This is a genomic window from Klebsiella sp. MBT K-1 (assembly GCF_002556465.1).
Lineage (GTDB): Bacteria > Pseudomonadota > Gammaproteobacteria > Enterobacterales > Enterobacteriaceae > Klebsiella > Klebsiella grimontii.
In genome coordinates, this window is sequence record NZ_PDEL01000009.1 from 245,643 (window position 1) to 263,985 (window position 18,343).

The 18,343-nt window shown below is 51.8% G+C and carries 16 protein-coding genes; 9 read left to right on the forward strand and 7 right to left on the reverse strand.

Features of this window, described 5'->3' with window-relative positions:
* Nucleotide 1: 1 nt before the first annotated feature.
* The 4 genes from pqiA to rmf all read left to right on the forward strand — a co-directional run bounded on the left by pqiA (nt 2) and on the right by rmf (nt 3,884).
* The gene (pqiA, locus tag CMQ96_RS15770) at nt 2-1,270 is read left to right on the forward strand and encodes a membrane integrity-associated transporter subunit PqiA (RefSeq protein WP_098067007.1); all 1,269 of its coding nucleotides are present in this window, start codon (nt 2-4) and stop codon (nt 1,268-1,270) included.
* Nucleotides 1,260-2,897, forward strand: coding sequence for an intermembrane transport protein PqiB (gene pqiB / locus CMQ96_RS15775; RefSeq protein ID WP_004871571.1), 1,638 nt, complete (start codon nt 1,260-1,262; stop codon nt 2,895-2,897). The genes pqiA and pqiB overlap by 11 nt, the downstream gene beginning before the upstream one ends.
* Nucleotides 2,897-3,460: a membrane integrity-associated transporter subunit PqiC gene (gene pqiC / locus CMQ96_RS15780; protein WP_004871569.1), complete on the forward strand. Its 564-nt coding sequence runs from the start codon at nt 2,897-2,899 to the stop codon at nt 3,458-3,460. The genes pqiB and pqiC overlap by 1 nt, the downstream gene beginning before the upstream one ends.
* A gap of 256 nt (nt 3,461-3,716) precedes the next feature.
* The gene (gene rmf, locus CMQ96_RS15785; protein ID WP_004871568.1) at nt 3,717-3,884 is read left to right on the forward strand and encodes a ribosome modulation factor; all 168 of its coding nucleotides are present in this window, start codon (nt 3,717-3,719) and stop codon (nt 3,882-3,884) included.
* Between the two features lie 65 nt (nt 3,885-3,949).
* On the opposite strand, the gene fabA is transcribed toward rmf, so the two are convergent.
* Both fabA and CMQ96_RS15795 read right to left on the reverse strand, forming a co-directional pair.
* Complete coding sequence (fabA, locus tag CMQ96_RS15790; protein WP_004131011.1) at nt 3,950-4,468, reverse strand: bifunctional 3-hydroxydecanoyl-ACP dehydratase/trans-2-decenoyl-ACP isomerase; 519 nt, start codon at nt 4,466-4,468, stop codon at nt 3,950-3,952.
* 69 nt (nt 4,469-4,537) lie between these two features.
* Nucleotides 4,538-6,295: a Lon protease family protein gene (locus CMQ96_RS15795; protein WP_082237371.1), complete on the reverse strand. Its 1,758-nt coding sequence runs from the start codon at nt 6,293-6,295 to the stop codon at nt 4,538-4,540.
* A gap of 185 nt (nt 6,296-6,480) precedes the next feature.
* On the opposite strand from CMQ96_RS15795, the gene matP reads away from it, so the two are divergent.
* Entirely contained in the window at nt 6,481-6,933 is a 453-nt protein-coding gene (matP, locus tag CMQ96_RS15800; protein WP_004871567.1) for a macrodomain Ter protein MatP, read from the forward strand.
* 95 nt (nt 6,934-7,028) lie between these two features.
* Here matP and ompA read toward each other — a convergent pair whose 3' ends face one another.
* Nucleotides 7,029-8,099 carry a porin OmpA gene (ompA, locus tag CMQ96_RS15805; protein WP_004871566.1) on the reverse strand — a complete coding sequence of 357 codons (1,071 nt, stop codon included), beginning with the start codon at nt 8,097-8,099 and terminating at the stop codon, nt 7,029-7,031.
* A gap of 353 nt (nt 8,100-8,452) precedes the next feature.
* Complete coding sequence (sulA, locus tag CMQ96_RS15810) at nt 8,453-8,962, reverse strand: SOS-induced cell division inhibitor SulA (RefSeq protein ID WP_004131018.1); 510 nt, start codon at nt 8,960-8,962, stop codon at nt 8,453-8,455.
* A gap of 462 nt (nt 8,963-9,424) precedes the next feature.
* On the opposite strand from sulA, the gene CMQ96_RS15815 reads away from it, so the two are divergent.
* Complete coding sequence (locus CMQ96_RS15815; protein WP_098067008.1) at nt 9,425-10,048, forward strand: TfoX/Sxy family DNA transformation protein; 624 nt, start codon at nt 9,425-9,427, stop codon at nt 10,046-10,048.
* On the opposite strand, the gene yccS is transcribed toward CMQ96_RS15815, so the two are convergent.
* Both yccS and CMQ96_RS15825 read right to left on the reverse strand, forming a co-directional pair.
* A complete protein-coding gene (gene yccS / locus CMQ96_RS15820; protein WP_098067009.1) occupies nt 10,036-12,171 on the reverse strand; it encodes a YccS family putative transporter in 2,136 nt (711 codons plus the stop codon). The two genes, CMQ96_RS15815 and yccS, sit on opposite strands and share 13 nt — an antisense overlap.
* A gap of 17 nt (nt 12,172-12,188) precedes the next feature.
* Nucleotides 12,189-12,635: a YccF domain-containing protein gene (locus CMQ96_RS15825; RefSeq protein ID WP_004871560.1), complete on the reverse strand. Its 447-nt coding sequence runs from the start codon at nt 12,633-12,635 to the stop codon at nt 12,189-12,191.
* Nucleotides 12,636-12,757: 122 nt separating this feature from the next.
* On the opposite strand from CMQ96_RS15825, the gene helD reads away from it, so the two are divergent.
* Entirely contained in the window at nt 12,758-14,812 is a 2,055-nt protein-coding gene (gene helD, locus CMQ96_RS15830) for a DNA helicase IV (RefSeq protein ID WP_064342416.1), read from the forward strand.
* A gap of 28 nt (nt 14,813-14,840) precedes the next feature.
* On the opposite strand, the gene mgsA is transcribed toward helD, so the two are convergent.
* Entirely contained in the window at nt 14,841-15,299 is a 459-nt protein-coding gene (gene mgsA, locus CMQ96_RS15835; RefSeq protein ID WP_024360052.1) for a methylglyoxal synthase, read from the reverse strand.
* A 154-nt stretch (nt 15,300-15,453) separates the two neighbouring features.
* On the opposite strand from mgsA, the gene CMQ96_RS15840 reads away from it, so the two are divergent.
* Nucleotides 15,454-15,867: a CoA-binding protein gene (locus CMQ96_RS15840; RefSeq protein ID WP_004871554.1), complete on the forward strand. Its 414-nt coding sequence runs from the start codon at nt 15,454-15,456 to the stop codon at nt 15,865-15,867.
* A 602-nt stretch (nt 15,868-16,469) separates the two neighbouring features.
* Nucleotides 16,470-18,343, forward strand: a 1,874-nt coding sequence (locus CMQ96_RS15845) for an Ig-like domain-containing protein (RefSeq protein WP_141522391.1), incomplete at its 3' end; no start/stop codon positions are given.

The following is an 18,343-nucleotide window of genomic DNA, read 5'->3' on the forward strand; positions in this document are numbered from 1 at the left end:
CATGTGCGATCATCATCATGCTGCGCGGCATATCCTGTGTCGACAATGTGATCTGCTGGTGGCTTTGCCGCAGCTGGAGCATCGCCAGAAAGCTACGTGTCCGCGTTGCGGAACGACATTAACAACGTCATGGGACGCGCCCCGGCAGCGTCCCACAGCCTATGCGCTGGTCGCGTTGTTCATGCTGCTGCTGGCCAATCTTTTCCCCTTCATCTATATGAAGGTTGGGGGGATCAGCAGCGAAATTGAGCTACTGGAAATTCCAAATGTGCTGTTTACCGAGGATTACGCCAGCCTCGGGACTTTCTTTTTACTGTTCGTACAGCTGGTGCCGGCTTTCTGCCTGGTCACGATACTGCTGCTGGTCAACCGGGTGGGCATGCCTTCCGGGCTGAAAGCCTTCCTGGCGCGGATCCTGTTTCACCTTAAAACCTGGGGGATGGCGGAGATCTTCCTCGCCGGGGTACTGGTCAGCTTCGTTAAGCTGATGGCCTACGGCGATATCGGCATTGGCCTGAGTTTTATTCCCTGGTGTATGTTCTGCCTGTTACAGCTGCGGACGTTCCAGTGCGTGGATCGCCGCTGGTTATGGGATGACATTGCGCCAATGCCGCCGATTAAACAGCCGCTAAAAGTCGGCGTTTCCGGTCTGCGTCAGGGGCTACGCTCGTGTTCATGCTGCACGGCGGTATTGCCTATGGATGAGGCCGTTTGTCCGCGCTGCCGTACCAGGGGAACCGCCCGGCGTAAAAACAGCCTGCAGTGGACGCTGGCGCTGCTGGTGACTTCGTTGATCCTCTACATGCCCGCCAATATTTTGCCGATCATGATTACCGACCTGCTGGGCGATAAAATGCCCTCAACTATTATGGCGGGGGTGATCCTGCTGTGGAGTGAAGGATCGTATCCGGTCGCTATGGTGATATTTATCGCCAGTATTATGGTTCCGACCTTAAAGATGATTGCCATTGCCTGGCTTTGCTGGAACGCCAGCGGCAAGGGAGAGCGCGACTCGGAGCGCATGCATCTGATCTATGAAGTCGTCGAGTTTGTTGGCCGCTGGTCAATGATTGATGTGTTTGTTATCGCAGTCCTCTCCGCTCTGGTACGCATTGGTGGATTAATGAATATCTATCCGGCGATAGGAGCAGTGATGTTTGCGCTGGTCGTAGTAATGACAATGTTTTCGGCCATGACGTTTGACCCTCGTTTATTGTGGGATCGTGAGCCAGATTCAAGCCGTGAGGAAAGACTGCAGCATGGAAAATAAGAGCGGAGAAGCGAAGGTGCAAAAGGTGAAAAACTGGTCACCGGTGTGGATCTTCCCGATAGTAACGGCGCTCATTGGCGCCTGGATTCTTTTTTATCACTATAGTCACCAGGGGCCGGAAGTGACCCTGATTACGACTAACGCAGAGGGAATTGAAGGGGGGAAAACCCGGATCAAAAGCCGCAGCGTTGATGTCGGCGTGATTGAAAGCGCAACGCTGACGGATGACCTGACCCACGTGGAAGTTAAAGCCCGGTTGAATTCAGGCATGGAAAAACTGCTGCACCAGGATTCGGTATTTTGGGTGGTTAAACCGCAGGTAGGTCGTGAAGGGATTAGCGGTCTGGGGACGTTGCTATCCGGCGCCTATATCGAACTGCAGCCGGGTACCAAAGGTTCTGTCCCGGCGCAGTACCCGCTGTTGGATTCACCGCCGTTGGCATCCCCTGATGCAAAAGGTATTCGTATCCTGCTGGAAAGCAGTAAAGCGGGTCAGCTTTCTCCCGGCGATCCGGTGCTTTTCCGCGGCTATCGCGTAGGTTCAGTTGAAACCAGCACCTTCGATGCGCAAAAACGGAACATTACTTATCAACTGTTTATCAGCGCGCCTAACGATCGGCTGGTAACCAATAACGTACGCTTCTGGAAGGATAGCGGTATTGCGGTAGATCTAACCGCTGCGGGTATGCGCGTTGAAATGGGATCGCTGTCGACCCTGTTTGGCGGCGGCGTCAGCTTTGATATTCCCGAAGGGCTGCCGCTAGGTGAGCCGGTGGCGAATAAAACCGAATATCATCTGTTTGACGATCAGCGCAGCATTCAGGATTCGGTGTTTACTCAGCATATTGACTACGTAATGTTCTTTAAAGATTCGATTCGCGGTCTGCAGCCCGGCGCGCCGGTTGAGTTCCGCGGTATCCGCCTTGGGACCGTGGGTAAAGTACCGTTCTTTATCCCTGGCCTGAAGCAGAACTTAAACGACGACTATCGTATTCCGGTCGAAGTGCGGATTGAGCCTGAACGCCTGATCAATCAATTAGGCGCCGATCCTGACATTCGTAAGCATATCGATGATCTGATGAACCGTGGACTGCGTGGTTCACTTAAAACCGGTAACCTGGTCACCGGGGCGCTGTATATCGATCTCGACTTCTACCCGAAAGCGCCAGCGCGCGGCAAGTTCCAGGAGTTTGGCGGTTATCCGATTATTCCAACCGTGAGCGGTGGCCTGGCGCAGATTCAGCAGCGCCTGATGGACGCGCTGGATAAGATTAATAATCTGCCCATTAACCCGCTGCTGGAGCAGGCAACCAGTACGCTGGCGCAAAGTGAAAAAACGATGCAGCACGTACAGGCGACGCTGGATAGTCTGAACAAGATAACGTCAAGTCAGTCGATGCAGCAGCTACCGGGCGATATGCAGAATACGTTGCGTGAACTTAATCGTAGTATGCAGGGCTTCCAGCCGGGATCGGCGGCATACAATAAGATGGTTGCGGATATGCAGCGTCTCGATCAGGTTCTTCGTGAACTGCAGCCGGTACTGAAAACGCTCAATGATAAGAGCAATGCGCTGGTATTTGAGGCGAAGGATAAAAAAGATCCGCAGCCGAAGGGAGCGAAATAATGAAGAAATGGCTAATAGCGGCGGCGGTTTGCGCGCTGACGGCATGCAGCAGCGGCGGCGACAGTAAAACTTACTATCAGCTTCCGGTGGCGCAGGGAGGCGCGCAAAGCGCCGCCCACCAAAGCAAAAATTTGCTGTGGGTCGAGCAGGTGAGCATTCCAGATTATCTGGCCGGTAACGGGGTGGTTTATCAGACCACCGATGTCCAGTATGTGATTGCCAACAACAATCTGTGGGCTAGCCCGCTCGATCAACAGCTGAGAACGACGCTGGTGGCGAACCTTAGCAACCAGCTACCGGGATGGGTTGTCGCTTCTCAACCGCTGGGTAGCGAGCAGGATACGCTGAACGTCTCCGTTAGTGGTTTTCACGGTCGTTACGATGGCCGGGTAATCGTCAGCGGCGAGTGGCTGTTGAAGCATCAGGGGCAGCTGATCAAGCGGCCGTTCCATATTGAACTTAAGCAGCAAGAGGATGGCTACGACGCGATGGTGAAAACCTTAGCTCAGGCCTGGACTCAGGAAGCAACCGCAATTGCCAGCGAGCTAAACCGCCTGCCATAAGTAAAATTCATAAGAGTAAAAAGCCGCTGCGAGAACGAAAATCGCAGCGGCTTTTTTGTTTGTCTCATCAGATTGTTACTTGTGCTGGTTCACAGTTTTTGTACAAACGAACTTTCTTGTAGCTCACAAATATGACAATGGCGTGAATTTTGCGCATTGACGCTATCCCTGATTCGCGGTATTCGTTAACCGTGGTTGCGTATTAAGTGACCATTGTTTTCTTTTCCACCAGATCAAAGAATGAGGGAAACGAGGCATGAAGAGACAAAAACGAGATCGCCTGGAACGGGCACATCAGCGTGGGTACCAGGCCGGTATTACCGGAAGGTCGAAGGAAATGTGTCCTTACCAGACCTTAAACCAAAGGTCTTATTGGCTAGGAGGCTGGCGAGAAGCCATGGAGGACAGGGTACAAACTGCCTGACTGTCTCTTTAAAAAGAAGCCTCCGCTGCGCGGGGGCTTCGCCTTTTCTAACGCGTCACTGCTTATCAGAATGCGGAAGTGTCCTGGAACAGGCCCACTTTCAGGTCGGTCGCGGTGTAAATCAGACGCCCGTCAACCAGCACTTCGCCATCCGCCAGGCCCATAATCAAACGACGGTTTATCACGCGTTTGAAATGAATACGGTAGGTCACTTTCTTCGCCGTTGGCAGTATCTGGCCGGTGAGTTTAACTTCACCGACGCCTAATGCACGCCCTTTACCTTCGCCGCCTAACCAGCCCAGGTAGAAGCCAACCAGCTGCCACATGGCATCCAGACCCAGGCAGCCCGGCATTACCGGGTCACCAATAAAATGGCAACCGAAGAACCACAGGTCCGGGTTAATATCGAGTTCTGCCTCAACATAACCCTTGTCATAGTTACCACCGGTTTCGCTCATTTTGATGACGCGGTCCATCATCAGCATACTTGGCGCCGGCAGCTGTGGGCCTTTCGCACCAAATAGTTCACCACGACCAGAGGCAAGAAGGTCTTCTTTCGTATAGGATTCGCGTTTATCTACCATGTTTTCAGTAAGCCTTATTTTGAGTTCGGGACGCAGGATAGCTAACACGTGTACGCTGAACAAGTCCGATCAGTTCGAACCTGAACCGCCTAACCAGCGTAGCGGCCACGGAAAGCGATGACGACTCTCTTGCTGTGTCGCCTGCGCAATTCGTTCCTGAATGGTTTGCCGTAAAGTTTGTCCTTCGCCGTCCCAGAGCAGCTGGGTCAGAATGGGCAGCGCTTCCGACACGTCATCGACTGCCCAAATAAAGAACTGTTCATCCGCAACGGCCTGCTGCAGTTCCTGCGCCAGGCTCAGATGACGAACGTTGGCGGAGGGGATGATGACGCCCTGTTTACCGGTCAGCCCACGCTGCTGGCAAATAGCGAAGAAGCCCTCAATTTTTTCGTTGAGCCCGCCAACCGGCTGTACGCGACCAAACTGATCGACAGAGCCGGTAACGGCGATGCTCTGATTAATCGGTACATTGGCCAGCGAACTGATCAGCGCGCACAGTTCGGCCATGGAGGCGCTATCGCCATCCACTTCGCTGTAGGACTGCTCGAAGGTCAGGGAGGCGGTGAAGGGAAGCTGTTGTTCGAGCTCCAGCTCGGACATCAGAAACGCCTGCATGATCATCATACCTTTTGCATGAATGTTACCGCCCAGCTCGGCCTTACGTTCAACGTCGATGAATTCGCCGTCGCCAATATGCACGACGCAGCTGATACGCGAAGGCTCGCCAAACGCGCGAGGGTGACCCGGAAACTCAATGACAGAAAGTGCGTTGATTTGTCCTACGCATTCGCCTTCGGTTTCGATCAGGATTTGCTCCTGCAGGATTTCATCCTGGATGCGCTCAGCAAGATAGCCCTCGCGCCACAGACGACGCTCCAGCATGGTTTGTATCTCTTCGGCGCTAATCTCTTCACCATCACAGAACGCGGCAGCTTCTCGAAGCTGGCGGGCAATCCAGAGAACGCACAGCGGCAAAGTTTCCTGATCGCCGGTATAACGCGCGCCTTCCTGAATCAGCAGCGGCCAGGCGTTAGCGGACAGTCCCGGAAGTTCAAGCTGTTGAGCATTTTGCCAGACCCACTGGCACCATTGCTTCAGCGTCTCTGCATCAGCAATTTGCAGGTTATCTTCATATTCGCTGTAGATAGCCTGCGCAGAAAGCTCGGGTTCCATCTCCTGGAAATCAGCCAGGGATTCCCGCTCGCCGACGAGGATCACTTTCAGGCTCAGGGGCATAGAAGGGATGCTCACCGGAAGAGGGCGAGATTCATCGAATGACAGCCAGTCAAAACGCTGGCGGGCCACCATATTTTTTAGCCGCATCCACAGTAGGGGCTGAGCCAGTAAGGCGCGCAGGGAGAGAATCAATACGCCGCCGTTGGCGCGATGGACCAGACCGGGTTGTAAGGTGATCTCACCATTAAACTGGCGCACGCAGCCAAACAGCTGCTCTGCTTCGATCCAGTCAGCGGCTTCGACCGGAGCAACGCTGGCGAAATTATCTTCAGCAGTCTGCGCTGGCGTAAGAGAGATTTTTCCGCCATCAACCTGATAGTGAACGCCACAGAGCGTTGCTGCCGGTTGATGTAAAGTTCGGGTTTCATTAGCTAGCCATTGCAGGTACTCCGGTTCTTCCGGAATTTTAACCAGCATAAATGGCGAAATGGCTGGAGTGACCAGTAGCTGCTCCAGGGCATAAAAGAGACGGGGTTGCAGTTCGCCTGAGAGGGATTCCTCTGCGTGAGCCAGGTCGGCTTGTGCAAACAGCGCCTGATAACTTTCCGTATCAGGAGCAAGGTCGTTTCGGGTAAGTTTCGTAATGGTCAAAGTCGCTGTTTTTTAGTCAGATGTAAAACGCGCGATTATACATTATGCGGCGTCTGAGCACACGGGGGATTGCGATTGTCGTGGTGATAACGAATCTACCAACATCACGAAAGATGATTTATTCTCAGCACATCAGGAAAAAACTGATATCCTGAAATGAGTTACACGGTCACATTGAGATCGCAATGAAATATCAACAACTGGAAAATCTTGAAAGCGGCTGGAAATGGACTTATCTGGTAAAAAAGCATCGGGAAGGTGAGCTTATTACCCGCTACATTGAAGCCAGCGCTGCGCAAGCCGCGGTCGATTTATTACTGACGCTCGAAAATGAACCCGTGCTGGTGAATACCTGGATTGAGCAGCATATGAATCCAGAGCTAGTGAACCGCATGAAGCAGACTATCCGCGCCCGACGTAAGCGTCACTTCAACGCGGAGCATCAGCATACGCGTAAAAAGTCTATCGACCTTGAATTCGTGGTCTGGCAGCGCCTTGCAGGTCTGGCGCAAAGACGGGGTAAAACGCTGTCGGAAACTATCGTGCAGTTGATTGAGGATGCTGAGCATAAAGAGAAGTATGCCAGCAAGATGTCCAGCCTGAAGCATGATTTGCAGGTGCTGTTAGGTAAAGAGTAGCGATGCAGGCACCGGGATTCCGCTGCTGTTTTTTGAACGCGGAATTTAAGCCAAAAAAAACCCCGCATTGCGGGGTTTTTTATTGACGATATAACTTAAGCCTGCGGCTGAGTTACAACGTCTTTGTAGCCTTTAACTTCGATCTCTACGCGACGATCCGGACCCAGGCAGTCAATCAGAGCTGCACGAGCTTTCACGTTGTCACAGGTGTTGCCAGTAACCGGGTTGGATTCACCCATACCGCGAGCGGAGATTTTGCTAGCCGGGATACCTTTGGATACCAGGTAATCAACAACGGACTGAGCACGTTTCTCAGACAGCTGCTGGTTGTAGGCATCAGAACCGATACGGTCGGTGTAGCCCAGAACAACTGCGGAACCGTCTTTCGGATCCATGTTGCTCAGCTGGGTGTACAGCTGATCCAGAGCCTGCTGGCCTTCTGGTTTCAGAGTAGATTTGTTGAAGTTGAACAGAACGTCAGACTTCAGGGTGAAGTGCTTGGTAGTCACTTCTGGAGCCGGAGCCGGAGCCGGAGCTACAACCGGAGCAACATCGTCCTGACCGAAACGGTAGGAAACGCCCAGGCTCAGCATGCCGTTATCAGGACGGGTACCAACGGTGCCAGCGTCGCCGATGTTGTTAACCCACTGGTATTCCAGACGGGTTGCGATGTCACGAGTAACAGCCCACTCTAAGCCGCCCGCGAATACCGGGGATACGCCAGTGTCGTGTTCGCTACGGGAAACGCCGGTAGAAGCGTAGTTACCTTTGGAGTCTGCGCGCCAAACCATACCACCCAGACGGGTATAGATATCCAGATCGTCAGTGATCGGGTAACCCAGTTTAGCAGTCAGCTGAACGCCCTGAGCTTTGAAAGCGCCGTTGTCAACGCTGCCTTTATAAGCCATACGGCCCAGCCAGTCGTAGCCCATTTCAAAACCGAGGTACGGGTTAACCTGGTAACCACCGAACGCACCAGCACCCAGCTGATCGTTACGAACCGGACCATTGTTACCTTTGAAACCGTTACCGTAGAAACCGGTATCGTGATACTGGGACCAGCCCAGTTTAGCACCTGCGTACCAGGTGTTATCTTTCGGAGCGGCCTGCGCTACGGTAGCGAAGCCAGCCAGTGCCACTGCAATCGCGATAGCTGTCTTTTTCATTTTTTGCGCCTCATTATCATCCAAAATTCGCCATGAAGGTTCAGAAGACCTCACGGTTAAATCCTTCACCCGGGGCGTGACTTGTTGTTAACTATGCTGATACATGCAGCGTAAGCCGATCACCCCTGGCGATGTAAAGTCTACAACTTAGTTCGAAACTTACAAGTGTGAACTCCGTCAGGCATATGAAAAAAAAGGGTTGTGTACGCTATGTTTAACAAATACGGTTGAACTTGTTCGGAGCAAAAAAAGTCGCGAAGCCGCATCAGACAAGCATTTTAACAAAAATGCCCATCAAGAAAGCCCATCTCGCGTCAGGGCAAAAAAAATTCCAGGATTAATCCTAAACTCGGTTAATGATACAGATTTGAGTGAATTTTTAGCCCGGAAAGTTGTCTGCCTGGCTGATCGGTATTTCTTACTGGGCGCATGATAAAGCCCATCGCGTGACCCTCTTCTGCAGCGGCAACCAGTCGTTCATGTTCCTCAATGCTCAGTTCTTCTGATAGCCAGCCAATAACGACGCTATAATTTCCGGTGCGAAGTGAGCGAACCATTGACTCCAGGGTATTAGCGGGGGAGAGCTGGCTGATCTGCATAACCTTGGACAGCGGTAAACCGGATGACTGCACCCATTCACGGCTTAGCTTCTGCCGTGGAGTCAGCCAGAGCTGCCAGCGGGACTGCTGACCAAGCTGTTGTAATAAAGGAAGCAATAGTAGCTGCGTCATCATAGGCTGATCTTCGCGATAGACTATTTCACTGATCAGCCCGTTAGCTGGCTGTTCGGCAGCGTCATGAGAGCGACGACGTACTGAAGTAGAAGTCAGTGGTGAACGATTTGCGTGAGCTGATGTAAACATAGTCTATCCCGCCTGTGGGTTACTGTATACATATACAGTATATGCGACAGGGTGAAAGATCAACTCTATTTTCTCTGTTTCTGGATGAAATTTGTACATCTCAGGGGGTAAGTAAGCGCCGATAGTGTCGGATGTCAGCGCGTACATCATGTGAATTCATCGTTGTCGCGCTTTTTACCTGGATAAATTTTTCTCACAAATGATGACGTTAACCGTATACGAGTGACCAGAGATACCTGACACTTTGTGCTCTAATGTGATTAATATTAATTAAGCATTTTACTTTTCCTGCTTTTGACTTCATCAAAAGGCTATTTTCTGAAAGCCGCTCGCAAAAAAACAAGCTGATTAAAATAAAGAGATAATTCATGTTGCCGCATGAAGAGAAGTCACTTATTTTCTTTATTAACGGATCCGTTAGCAAATTTATGTCTTATTTACATGATTAACAAAGGAATAATCATGAAGAAACTTGTATGTTTTAGGATCCATCAGTTTCGGGCATGTTTGACTCCATTAGGAAAAATAAGCTGTCGGCCCTTATTTGGTGGCTATAGCCTGGCGATAGACAACACCGTATTTGCCATGATGGCCGAGGGGGAAATCTATCTTCGGGTTTGTGAGCAGAGCGCGGAGTACCGCGTGGCGCATAAAAACCCGCTTTTGAAAATGCAGAAGAATGGTCGTCTGGTCGCGCTGAAGTATTATCATATTGATGAAGGGCTTTGGCAGGATAGCAATATGCTTTTTCATTTATCAGCGCTGTCATTACAGAGCGCTCGCTATGAAAAACATCGGCAGCGGCATTCCGGGAGATTGAAAAATTTGCCAAATATCAGTTTTCACATGGAGCTACAGTTGATTAATTCAGGCATCACCGATGAATTAACGCTGCGTAAGATTGGGGCAAAAGAAGCCTGGCTGAGGTTACGGAAAATGAATAAAGCGCTAACGGTTAATATTCTTTATTGCCTACAGGGAGCCATTGCCGGCGTACATGCGGCCACGCTCCCAACGCAACAGCGTCAGGAGCTTGAGGCGTGGGCGGCGGAACAGATGCAGGAGAGGGAGGCCTATTCAGGTTGAATCTCAACCTGTCGCTGTAGCCGACAAATCTCTGGCAGCAGCACCAGAAGCAGTCCGATTTGTTGAAGCACCAGCGGCTCCTTGCTCTCGGCACGGGGGTCGAGATGCTGTATCCGGGTCTGCAGGCTTGCTAGAGCTTGCTGTACCCGCTGCTCATCGGCCGGCGAGTGGTGCAGCGCGTCATCAACATAACAAACGGCATCGTCCAGCAGCGCCAGGATATCTGGCGTTGTCAGCTTTTCCCTATGGGCGCCCAGGGCTGAAATATAGCTGGTAAAAGTGTGGTTCAGGCACAACAAACGAAACGCGGTTTCTCGAATTTGCGAGCCCGCTCTTGGTTCAGTTGATAAGTTTGAGACTACTGATGCCAATTCACCGTCCCTGTTGTGCGCGGCTCTTCGCGCAATGCGATAGGCAAGGCGGTTGTCGCGTCCCTGATGATATTGCTCAAGTATGGCGTCTAAATACCGGCAGTTAGCGTTGATTGCTTGTTCGAGTACTCGCGGCAGATTGCGGAATTTCCAGTCAGGCCAAATAAAGCTGACAGCGGCCCAGGCGATAGCGCAGCCGATCAGCGTATCAAATATGCGCGGTAGGGCGACTTCAAAACCTTCACCCAGGAGGTTGAAGCAAAGTAAAACCAGGAGGGTAATGAACATTGTCGCATGGGCGTACTGCACATTACGGAAAGCGAAGAACAGCACGCCGGTTAAAACAATTAAAAACAGCTGGCCTTCAACGGACGGAACGAGAAGGAGCACCGGGAGACCTATCGCCACGCCGATGAGAGTACCGATTATCCTTAACGCCAGCCGGTGTCGAGTCGCGTTATAGTTTGGCTGGCAAACAAACAGGCTGGTCAGCAATATCCAGTAACCATGATTCAGCCCGGTCAGCTGGATAAAAGCGTAGCCAGCGCACAGGACCAACGACATACGAACCGCATGGCGAAACAGGGCGGACTCGGGGGACATATTACTGCGTAAGCGCAGCCAGACATCGCCAAAACCGCCAGGCTGGTCGTCAGCCAGCAGGTTTTCCGTGTTGTTACTGAACTGCGCGGTGGTCTGGACAGATTCAATTGTCGCCAGCTGGGCGTCAATTGCGCGTAGGTTATTAAGCAAAAACCCTAGTGCCTTAATCTGTTCTGCCGGCGCGCCGCTGGCTTTTACGCGATCGAGCGCGGCGTCAAGGTGCATAAAAGCGCGCTCAAAGTGAGTATCGTGAAGGTAGGGTTCGCGTAGCAGGATGGCACGAGACAGTTTCTGGCAGGCCTGCGCCTGCATGGACAGCATTCGCTGGAAGCGGAACATCACGTCGCTGTAACGAAAGCGATCGCGCAGCGTTTGGTATTGAATATGCGAAGAGCTAGCGCGTTCGTGGATATCCTGCGCCACGAAGTAATACTGCAGGGTGCGACGCGTTCCGCGCTGCCCGCGATCCCCGCGCAGGCGCGTCAGCAGGGAAACTTTGGTCTGATTCAGGGTTGCCACTAGCTGGCCGTTGGCTATGGCCAGGTCATACAGAGGAGCCTGGCTTTCATCTTCAATATCCGGATCGAACAGGCGCGATTTAAGTTCCAGATAGTGCGCCAACTGCTCGTAGCTGCGTGCAAGGTTATCCTGAAGGGGACGGATGGGGAAAATAAGATGCCCTGCGAGGGTGAGTAAGTTGTACCACACCGCCCCGGCCAGCAAAAACAGCGGCTGGAGATACCAGTGGCTATAAAGCGTTACCCCCAGCATGGTATAGATGGCGATTAACAAGGCACCAAAGGCGATTGTGGCATAGCGCTGGCCCAGCCCGCCGAGCAAAATAAAGCCGATGGTAGAAACGGTTAATCCTGCTGCGAATAACCACGGCCAGGGAAAGAGCAGTTCCACCGAGGCCGAGGCAATAAAAAAGCACACGAGGGTAATGGCCAGATTACGCAGACGTCCTGTCAGGCGGTCATCAAGGTCGGTCAGCGCCGCTGCCACGACCCCAAGCGTTAAAGGAATCGTGAGTTTTACTTCGCCAAGCCACCAGGGAAACGCGGTCGTGCCGCAGAGGGCGATAAAAATCCTGATGTTATATAACCAGGCGCTGTTCCGGGTATAGCGGCGTAGCAGGGGGGTGAGCATTTCTGTGTTCCATTCAGTTACTGAAAGCGGCGGCGCGCATTGGCTTCACGCGCAGCACGAGCGGTCTCGACGGAGACGACTCGACGGCCTACTGGCCATAAAGCAATAGCGGCGATTTTGAAATTGGCGATGCCAACCGGAATGCCGATGATGGTCAGGCATTGTGCGATACCACAAAAGATGTGCATCAGGCACAGCCACCAGCCAAAGAAAATAAACCATAAAATATTCAATAGTGTCCCGCCCGCGTTTAGCAGGCTATTCTTTCCCTGAGGATCGAGTTCATCAACATGAACGGCTTCATTACCATAGGGTAGAAGAGAGAGTTTTGTTATCTCCCAGCAGGAGCGGGTGAGAGGTAGCGTAAAGATCAGCACGATGCTGACCAACGTCGCCAGAAGCCAGCCGAGCGTGGTGGCGAATCCGCCAAGGATAAAGTTTAAAATATTCAGAACGGTACGCATAAACCCTCTGTTTAATTCCGTGGATAATAAGGCCCGGCCATTGTAGCGTTTTTTACGCTGGAGCACCCGGTCGCTGGCGGTTAAACTTAAAAACATCCAACCTGATTGAAATTCGACATTATATGGAACTTAGAGCGACAACATTGGGCAAGCGCATGGCTCAGCATCCTTATGATAGGGTGCAACTTCTTAATGCCGGAGTAAAGGTTTCCGGCGACAGTCATGAATATCTTATACCTTTCAATCAGTTATTATCAATTCATTGCAAGCGTGGTCTGGTATGGGGGGAACTGGAATTTATCCTGCCGGGCGAGAAAGTTGTGCGTTTGCATGGCACCGAATGGAATGAAACCCAGCGTTTTTACCATCATTTGAACACGCTCTGGCAGCAGTGGAGCGAGGAAATGAGCGATATCGCCGCTGATGTCCTTCGCCAGCAGCTGGCTGACGTGGCGCGTTCCAGCGCAGAGGGGAAGTGGTTGACGCGTCAGCAGGTGACCGATATCCAGCGTAAAATACGCCATGCGCTTGGCGGATTACCTGTGCCAACAGCCCGTCTTGATGCTTTCGATAACTGCCGCGAGTTATGGCGGCAATGTCAGAGTTGGTTGAGTAATACCGAAAAAGCCAGGCTCGAGCATAATCAAACGTTTACTGAATCAATGCTGGAACAATACCGCGGCTTTTTTGCCGCGGTAGAATCATCGCCACTGAATCCGGCTCAGGCGCGCGCAGTGGTGAACGGCGAGCGTTCGTTGTTAGTGCTGGCAGGTGCCGGAAGCGGTAAAACTTCCGTATTAGTGGCGCGCGCTGGCTGGCTATTGACTCGTGGCGAAGCGGCGGCCGAGCAAATTCTGCTCCTGGCATTTGGTCGACAAGCCGCGCAGGAGATGGATGAGCGCATCCGCGAGCGCCTGGGTACTGAAGAGATCTCTGCGCGCACTTTTCATTCCCTGGCTCTGTATATTATTCAGCAGGGCAGTAAAAAAGCTCCGACGATCAGCAAGCTGGAGAACGACAGCGCCGCGCGGCAAAAACTCTTAGTTCAGAGCTGGCAGCAGCAGTGCCAGGAGAAAAAAGCGCAGGCGAAAGGCTGGCGACTGTGGCTGGAAGAAGAAATGGACTGGCAGATCCCAGAAGGGGATTTTTGGCAGGATAAAACGCTGCAGCGTCGTATCGCCAGTCGCCTTGATCGCTGGGTTAGCCTGATGCGTATGCATGGCGGCTCGCAGGCGGAAATGATTGCCGGAGCGCCTGAAGAGGTACGTGATCTTTTTGGCAAGCGCGTCAAGCTGATGGCCCCTTTGCTAAAAGCGTGGAAAACGGCGTTAAAAGATGAAAATGCCGTCGATTTTTCCGGCCTGATTCATCAGGCGATTAATGTTCTGGATAAGGGGCGCTTTGTCAGCCCGTGGAAGCATATTCTGGTGGATGAGTTTCAGGATATCTCACCGCAGCGGGCATCCCTACTCGCCGCGTTACGTCGGCAAAACACACAGACTACGCTGTTTGCCGTTGGCGATGACTGGCAGGCTATCTACCGTTTTAGCGGTGCTCAGCTCTCTTTAACAACGGCCTTTAATCACTATTTTGGCGAAGGAGATTGCTGCGCGCTGGATACGACGTACCGATTTAATAGTCGGATAGGAGAGGTCGCCAACGGGTTTATCCAACAAAATCCGCATCAGTTAACGAAACCGCTAAACAGCCTGGTCGCAGGGGACAAAAAAGCGGTGACGTTACTAGCGCAGGACAAACTCGACGATCTGCTTGATAAAATGAGCGGTTATGTCAAACGAGAACAGCGGATTTTGTTGTTAGCTCGCTACCATCATTTGAAGCCGGCGGCGCTGGAGAAAGCCGCCACGCGCTGGCCGCATCTGCATCTCGATTTTATGACTATTCATGCCAGCAAAGGGCAACAGGCAGATTACGTCATTATTCTTGGCCTTCAGGAGGGGGATGACGCGTTTCCCGCACCGGCGCGCGAGTCGATTATGGAGCAGGCGCTATTACCACAGCCGGAGGATTTTCCCGATGCCGAAGAGAGGCGTTTACTGTATGTCGCCATCACCCGCGCACGTCTACGCGTATGGTTATTGTTTAATAAAGAACAACCTTCGCCGTTTGTTGAAATGTTAGAGGCGCTGGGTGTCCCGGTAGCAAGAAAACCATAATGACTGGCGGCATGGCCGCCAGCAGGTTTTATTTCAGACGCTCTGCAAGGTAGCGTTGATAATCAGGGATCAGGATATCAACAGGGTCGTTGAAGTGCGGGGACTGGATAATAAAGTCGGCGGTCGAAACGTTGGTGGCGACGGGAATATTCCATACCGTTGCCAAACGTAATAACGCTTTCACATCCGGATCGTGCGGCACGGCATTCAGCGGATCCCAGAAAAAAATCAATACATCGATTTTACCTTCTGAAATCAGCGCTCCTACCTGCTGGTCGCCGCCCATGGGACCACTCAGCATCGCCTGCACCTCCAGCCCGGTTGCGCGTGACACCAGATTTCCGGTCGTTCCTGTTGCCGATAACGTGTGTTGCGCCAGCAGTTGCTGGTGGCGCTCGACCCATTTCATCAGCATATCTTTACAGTGATCGTGAGCGACCAGTGCAATATGCTTGCGCGCTGGCAATGTACGTGTTGTTAGTTCCATCATTTCATTCCACATTTTGGCCTGTAGATAGATTACTGGAAGTGATTGTTGCTGCAAGCGTCAGGATGAAAAAATTTGACGCATCTGTAGGTCAGGACTCATGCTGATTCATCCGGATTAGCATACACTTGGGCTAAATAGCAGGAGGATGATGATGAAAGAGAATGATATCGCAGGTATTCTGACCTCGACGCGGACTATCGCCCTGGTGGGAGCAAGCGACAAACCTGACCGCCCCAGCTACCGGGTGATGAAGTACCTTCTGGATCAGGGATATCACGTTATTCCCGTTTCCCCTAAGGTGGCAGGTACTACTCTTCTGGGGCAAAAGGGATATGCCACGCTTGCTGACGTGCCGGAAAAAGTAGATATGGTCGATGTTTTCCGTAACTCGGAAGCGGCCTGGGGCGTTGCCCAGGAGGCGGTGGCTATCGGTGCGAAAACGCTGTGGCTACAGCTGGGGGTAATCAACGAACAGGCTGCTGTCCTCGCTCGGGATGCTGGACTTAACGTGGTGATGGATCGCTGTCCGGCGATTGAGATCCCTCGATTGGGACTAGCCCGATAAACCTAAAACCCCGCCTGACGGGGTTTTTTATTATCAATATTAATTAAGTTATATAGGGGCAGAATTTTAATTAAAACTACATCGAAACGTTTCTTTATTTAAAAATAAATCACATTATCTCTGTGGGTTTAACGGACACCTTCCTGACTTTATCTCCCTTATTACGAAAAATCTTCTCCGACAGATAATTTATTTTTTATAAATAAACCATAGAAAATACATGGGGAATCCTTGTAAAATATTTTAAAGTTTAAAAAAATAATTGTTTTTTCTCATGTCATTTATATGACTAATATCACAGATATTTTTCGGGTAGCGCTTGAAAGCAGGTTTGGTGATATAGGAAATGTATTATCCATAATTTTATCTTCATTGTAATAACCGTGAGTAACGATTTTAATTATAGCCTTAATTAACATTTTAAAATGTAAGATTATTATTTTAACTTGTTGTAATTTAATGTTTTTTATTTATTTCAGAATGTAAATCATCTGTTTGCCTTTAACCTTGCGGGACGCCGGGAACTGGTATATCTAATAAGGTGCATAATTAAGAATTATCTCATACCTCTGACTGCGTCTTCATCTCAAGGGTGCAACCTGATGAAAAATATAAATGTGACAGTGAAAGAAACAGGTGTTGAATACACCGTTGATGGCAATCAAATTAATCTCAATACGCAGTCAGTGGTTCTCCTGCACGTTAAACGTGAGGATATAAGTTCGTATACCCGCCAAGGTAATGATCTTGTTCTAAAACTCCATAACGGTGACACCGTTACAATTAAAAACTTTTTCGTTGTGGATGAGCATGGGCAGCACAGTGATTTGGTTCTTATGGATGATGAGACCGGCGCATTATGGTGGTTGGAAGGCGCGGGTACCGATGGAGCACACTATTCGCTGATTAGCGATCTTTCAGAAGTCATCGCGACCGGTGGCGCAGGACAAAGTATTGCTGGTTGGATCATGGCGGGCGCGGCTTTGCTGGGCATTGCGGCAATGTTCGCCGGCACCTCAAACAAAGACCACCACTCTTCGGTCTCTGAAAGCGACTCAGATGCTGATAGTGACTCGGACTCCGATAGTGATACGGATTCGGACAGCGATTCGGACTCCGACAGCGACTCCGATTCGGATAGTGATTCGGATTCTGACAGCGACTCCGATTCAGATTCAGATTCAGATTCAGATAGTGACTCTGATAGCGATGGCGACTCCGATGCCGATAGCGATTCGGATTCTGACAGCGACTCAGATACCGAGTTACCTACCGCGGCAGAGAATATTACGGTGAATGACAATGTCGGTCCCATCACCGGCGTTCTGCATTCTGGAGATGTAACCGACGATACGACCCCAGAGATTAAAGGAACGGCAGAAGCAGGGGCAACAATAACGATTTACGACGGCGATACCGTACTAGGTACTGTCGTGGTGGATGAGAATGGCAACTGGAGCTTCACTTTACCGGAGCTGAGCGAGGGGACCCACAACCTCAGCGCGACGGTGACCGACAAAGCCGGGAACGTCAGCGAGCGTTCACCGGCGTTTGAGCTGACGATAGATACCACTGCGCCCGCTGCCAGCGCTCCACAGGTAACCGATGACGTAGCTGAGCACACTGGTCCGCTGCAGAGCGGAGATCTGACCAACGACACCACGCCGACCCTGAGCGGCACAGCGGAAGCGGGCGCTACGGTCACGATCTATGACGGCGACACCGTGCTGGGCACCGTGATTGCGGGTGTTGACGGGCGCTGGAGCTTTACTCCGGAAGCGCTGGCCGAAGGTAGCCACAGCCTGAGCACCACGGTGACCGACAAAGCCGGGAGCGTCAGCGAGCGTTCACCGGCGTTTGAACTTACGGTGGACACTACGGTGGTGCCGGTCAGCGATCTGAAGGTGACTGATAATGCAGGTGAAGAAACAGGCATTCTCAACAACGGCAGCGTAACGGATGATGATACGCCGACCCTGAGCGGCACGGCGGAAGCGGGTGCCACGGTCACAATTTATGACGGTGATACCGTCCTGGGCACTGCGATAGCGGGCGAGGATGGCCGCTGGAGCTTTACCCCGGGAGCGCTGACCGAAGGTAGCCACAGCCTGAGCACGACGGTGACCGACAAGGCCGGGAACGTCAGCGAGCGTTCCCCGATATTTGAATTGACTGTCGATCTCAGCGATGACTCGGATTCCGACAGCGATTCGGACTCCGACAGTGACTCGGATTCGGACAGCGACTCCGATTCCGACAGCGACTCGGACTCTGACAGCGATTCGGACTCTGACAGCGACTCTGACTCGGACAGCGACTCGGATTCGGACAGTGACTCGGATTCCGACAGCGATTCGGACTCGGACAGTGATTCGGATTCTGACAGCGATTCGGATTCCGACAGCGACTCGGATTCGGACAGTGACTCGGATTCCGACAGCGATTCGGACTCTGACAGCGACTCCGATTCCGACAG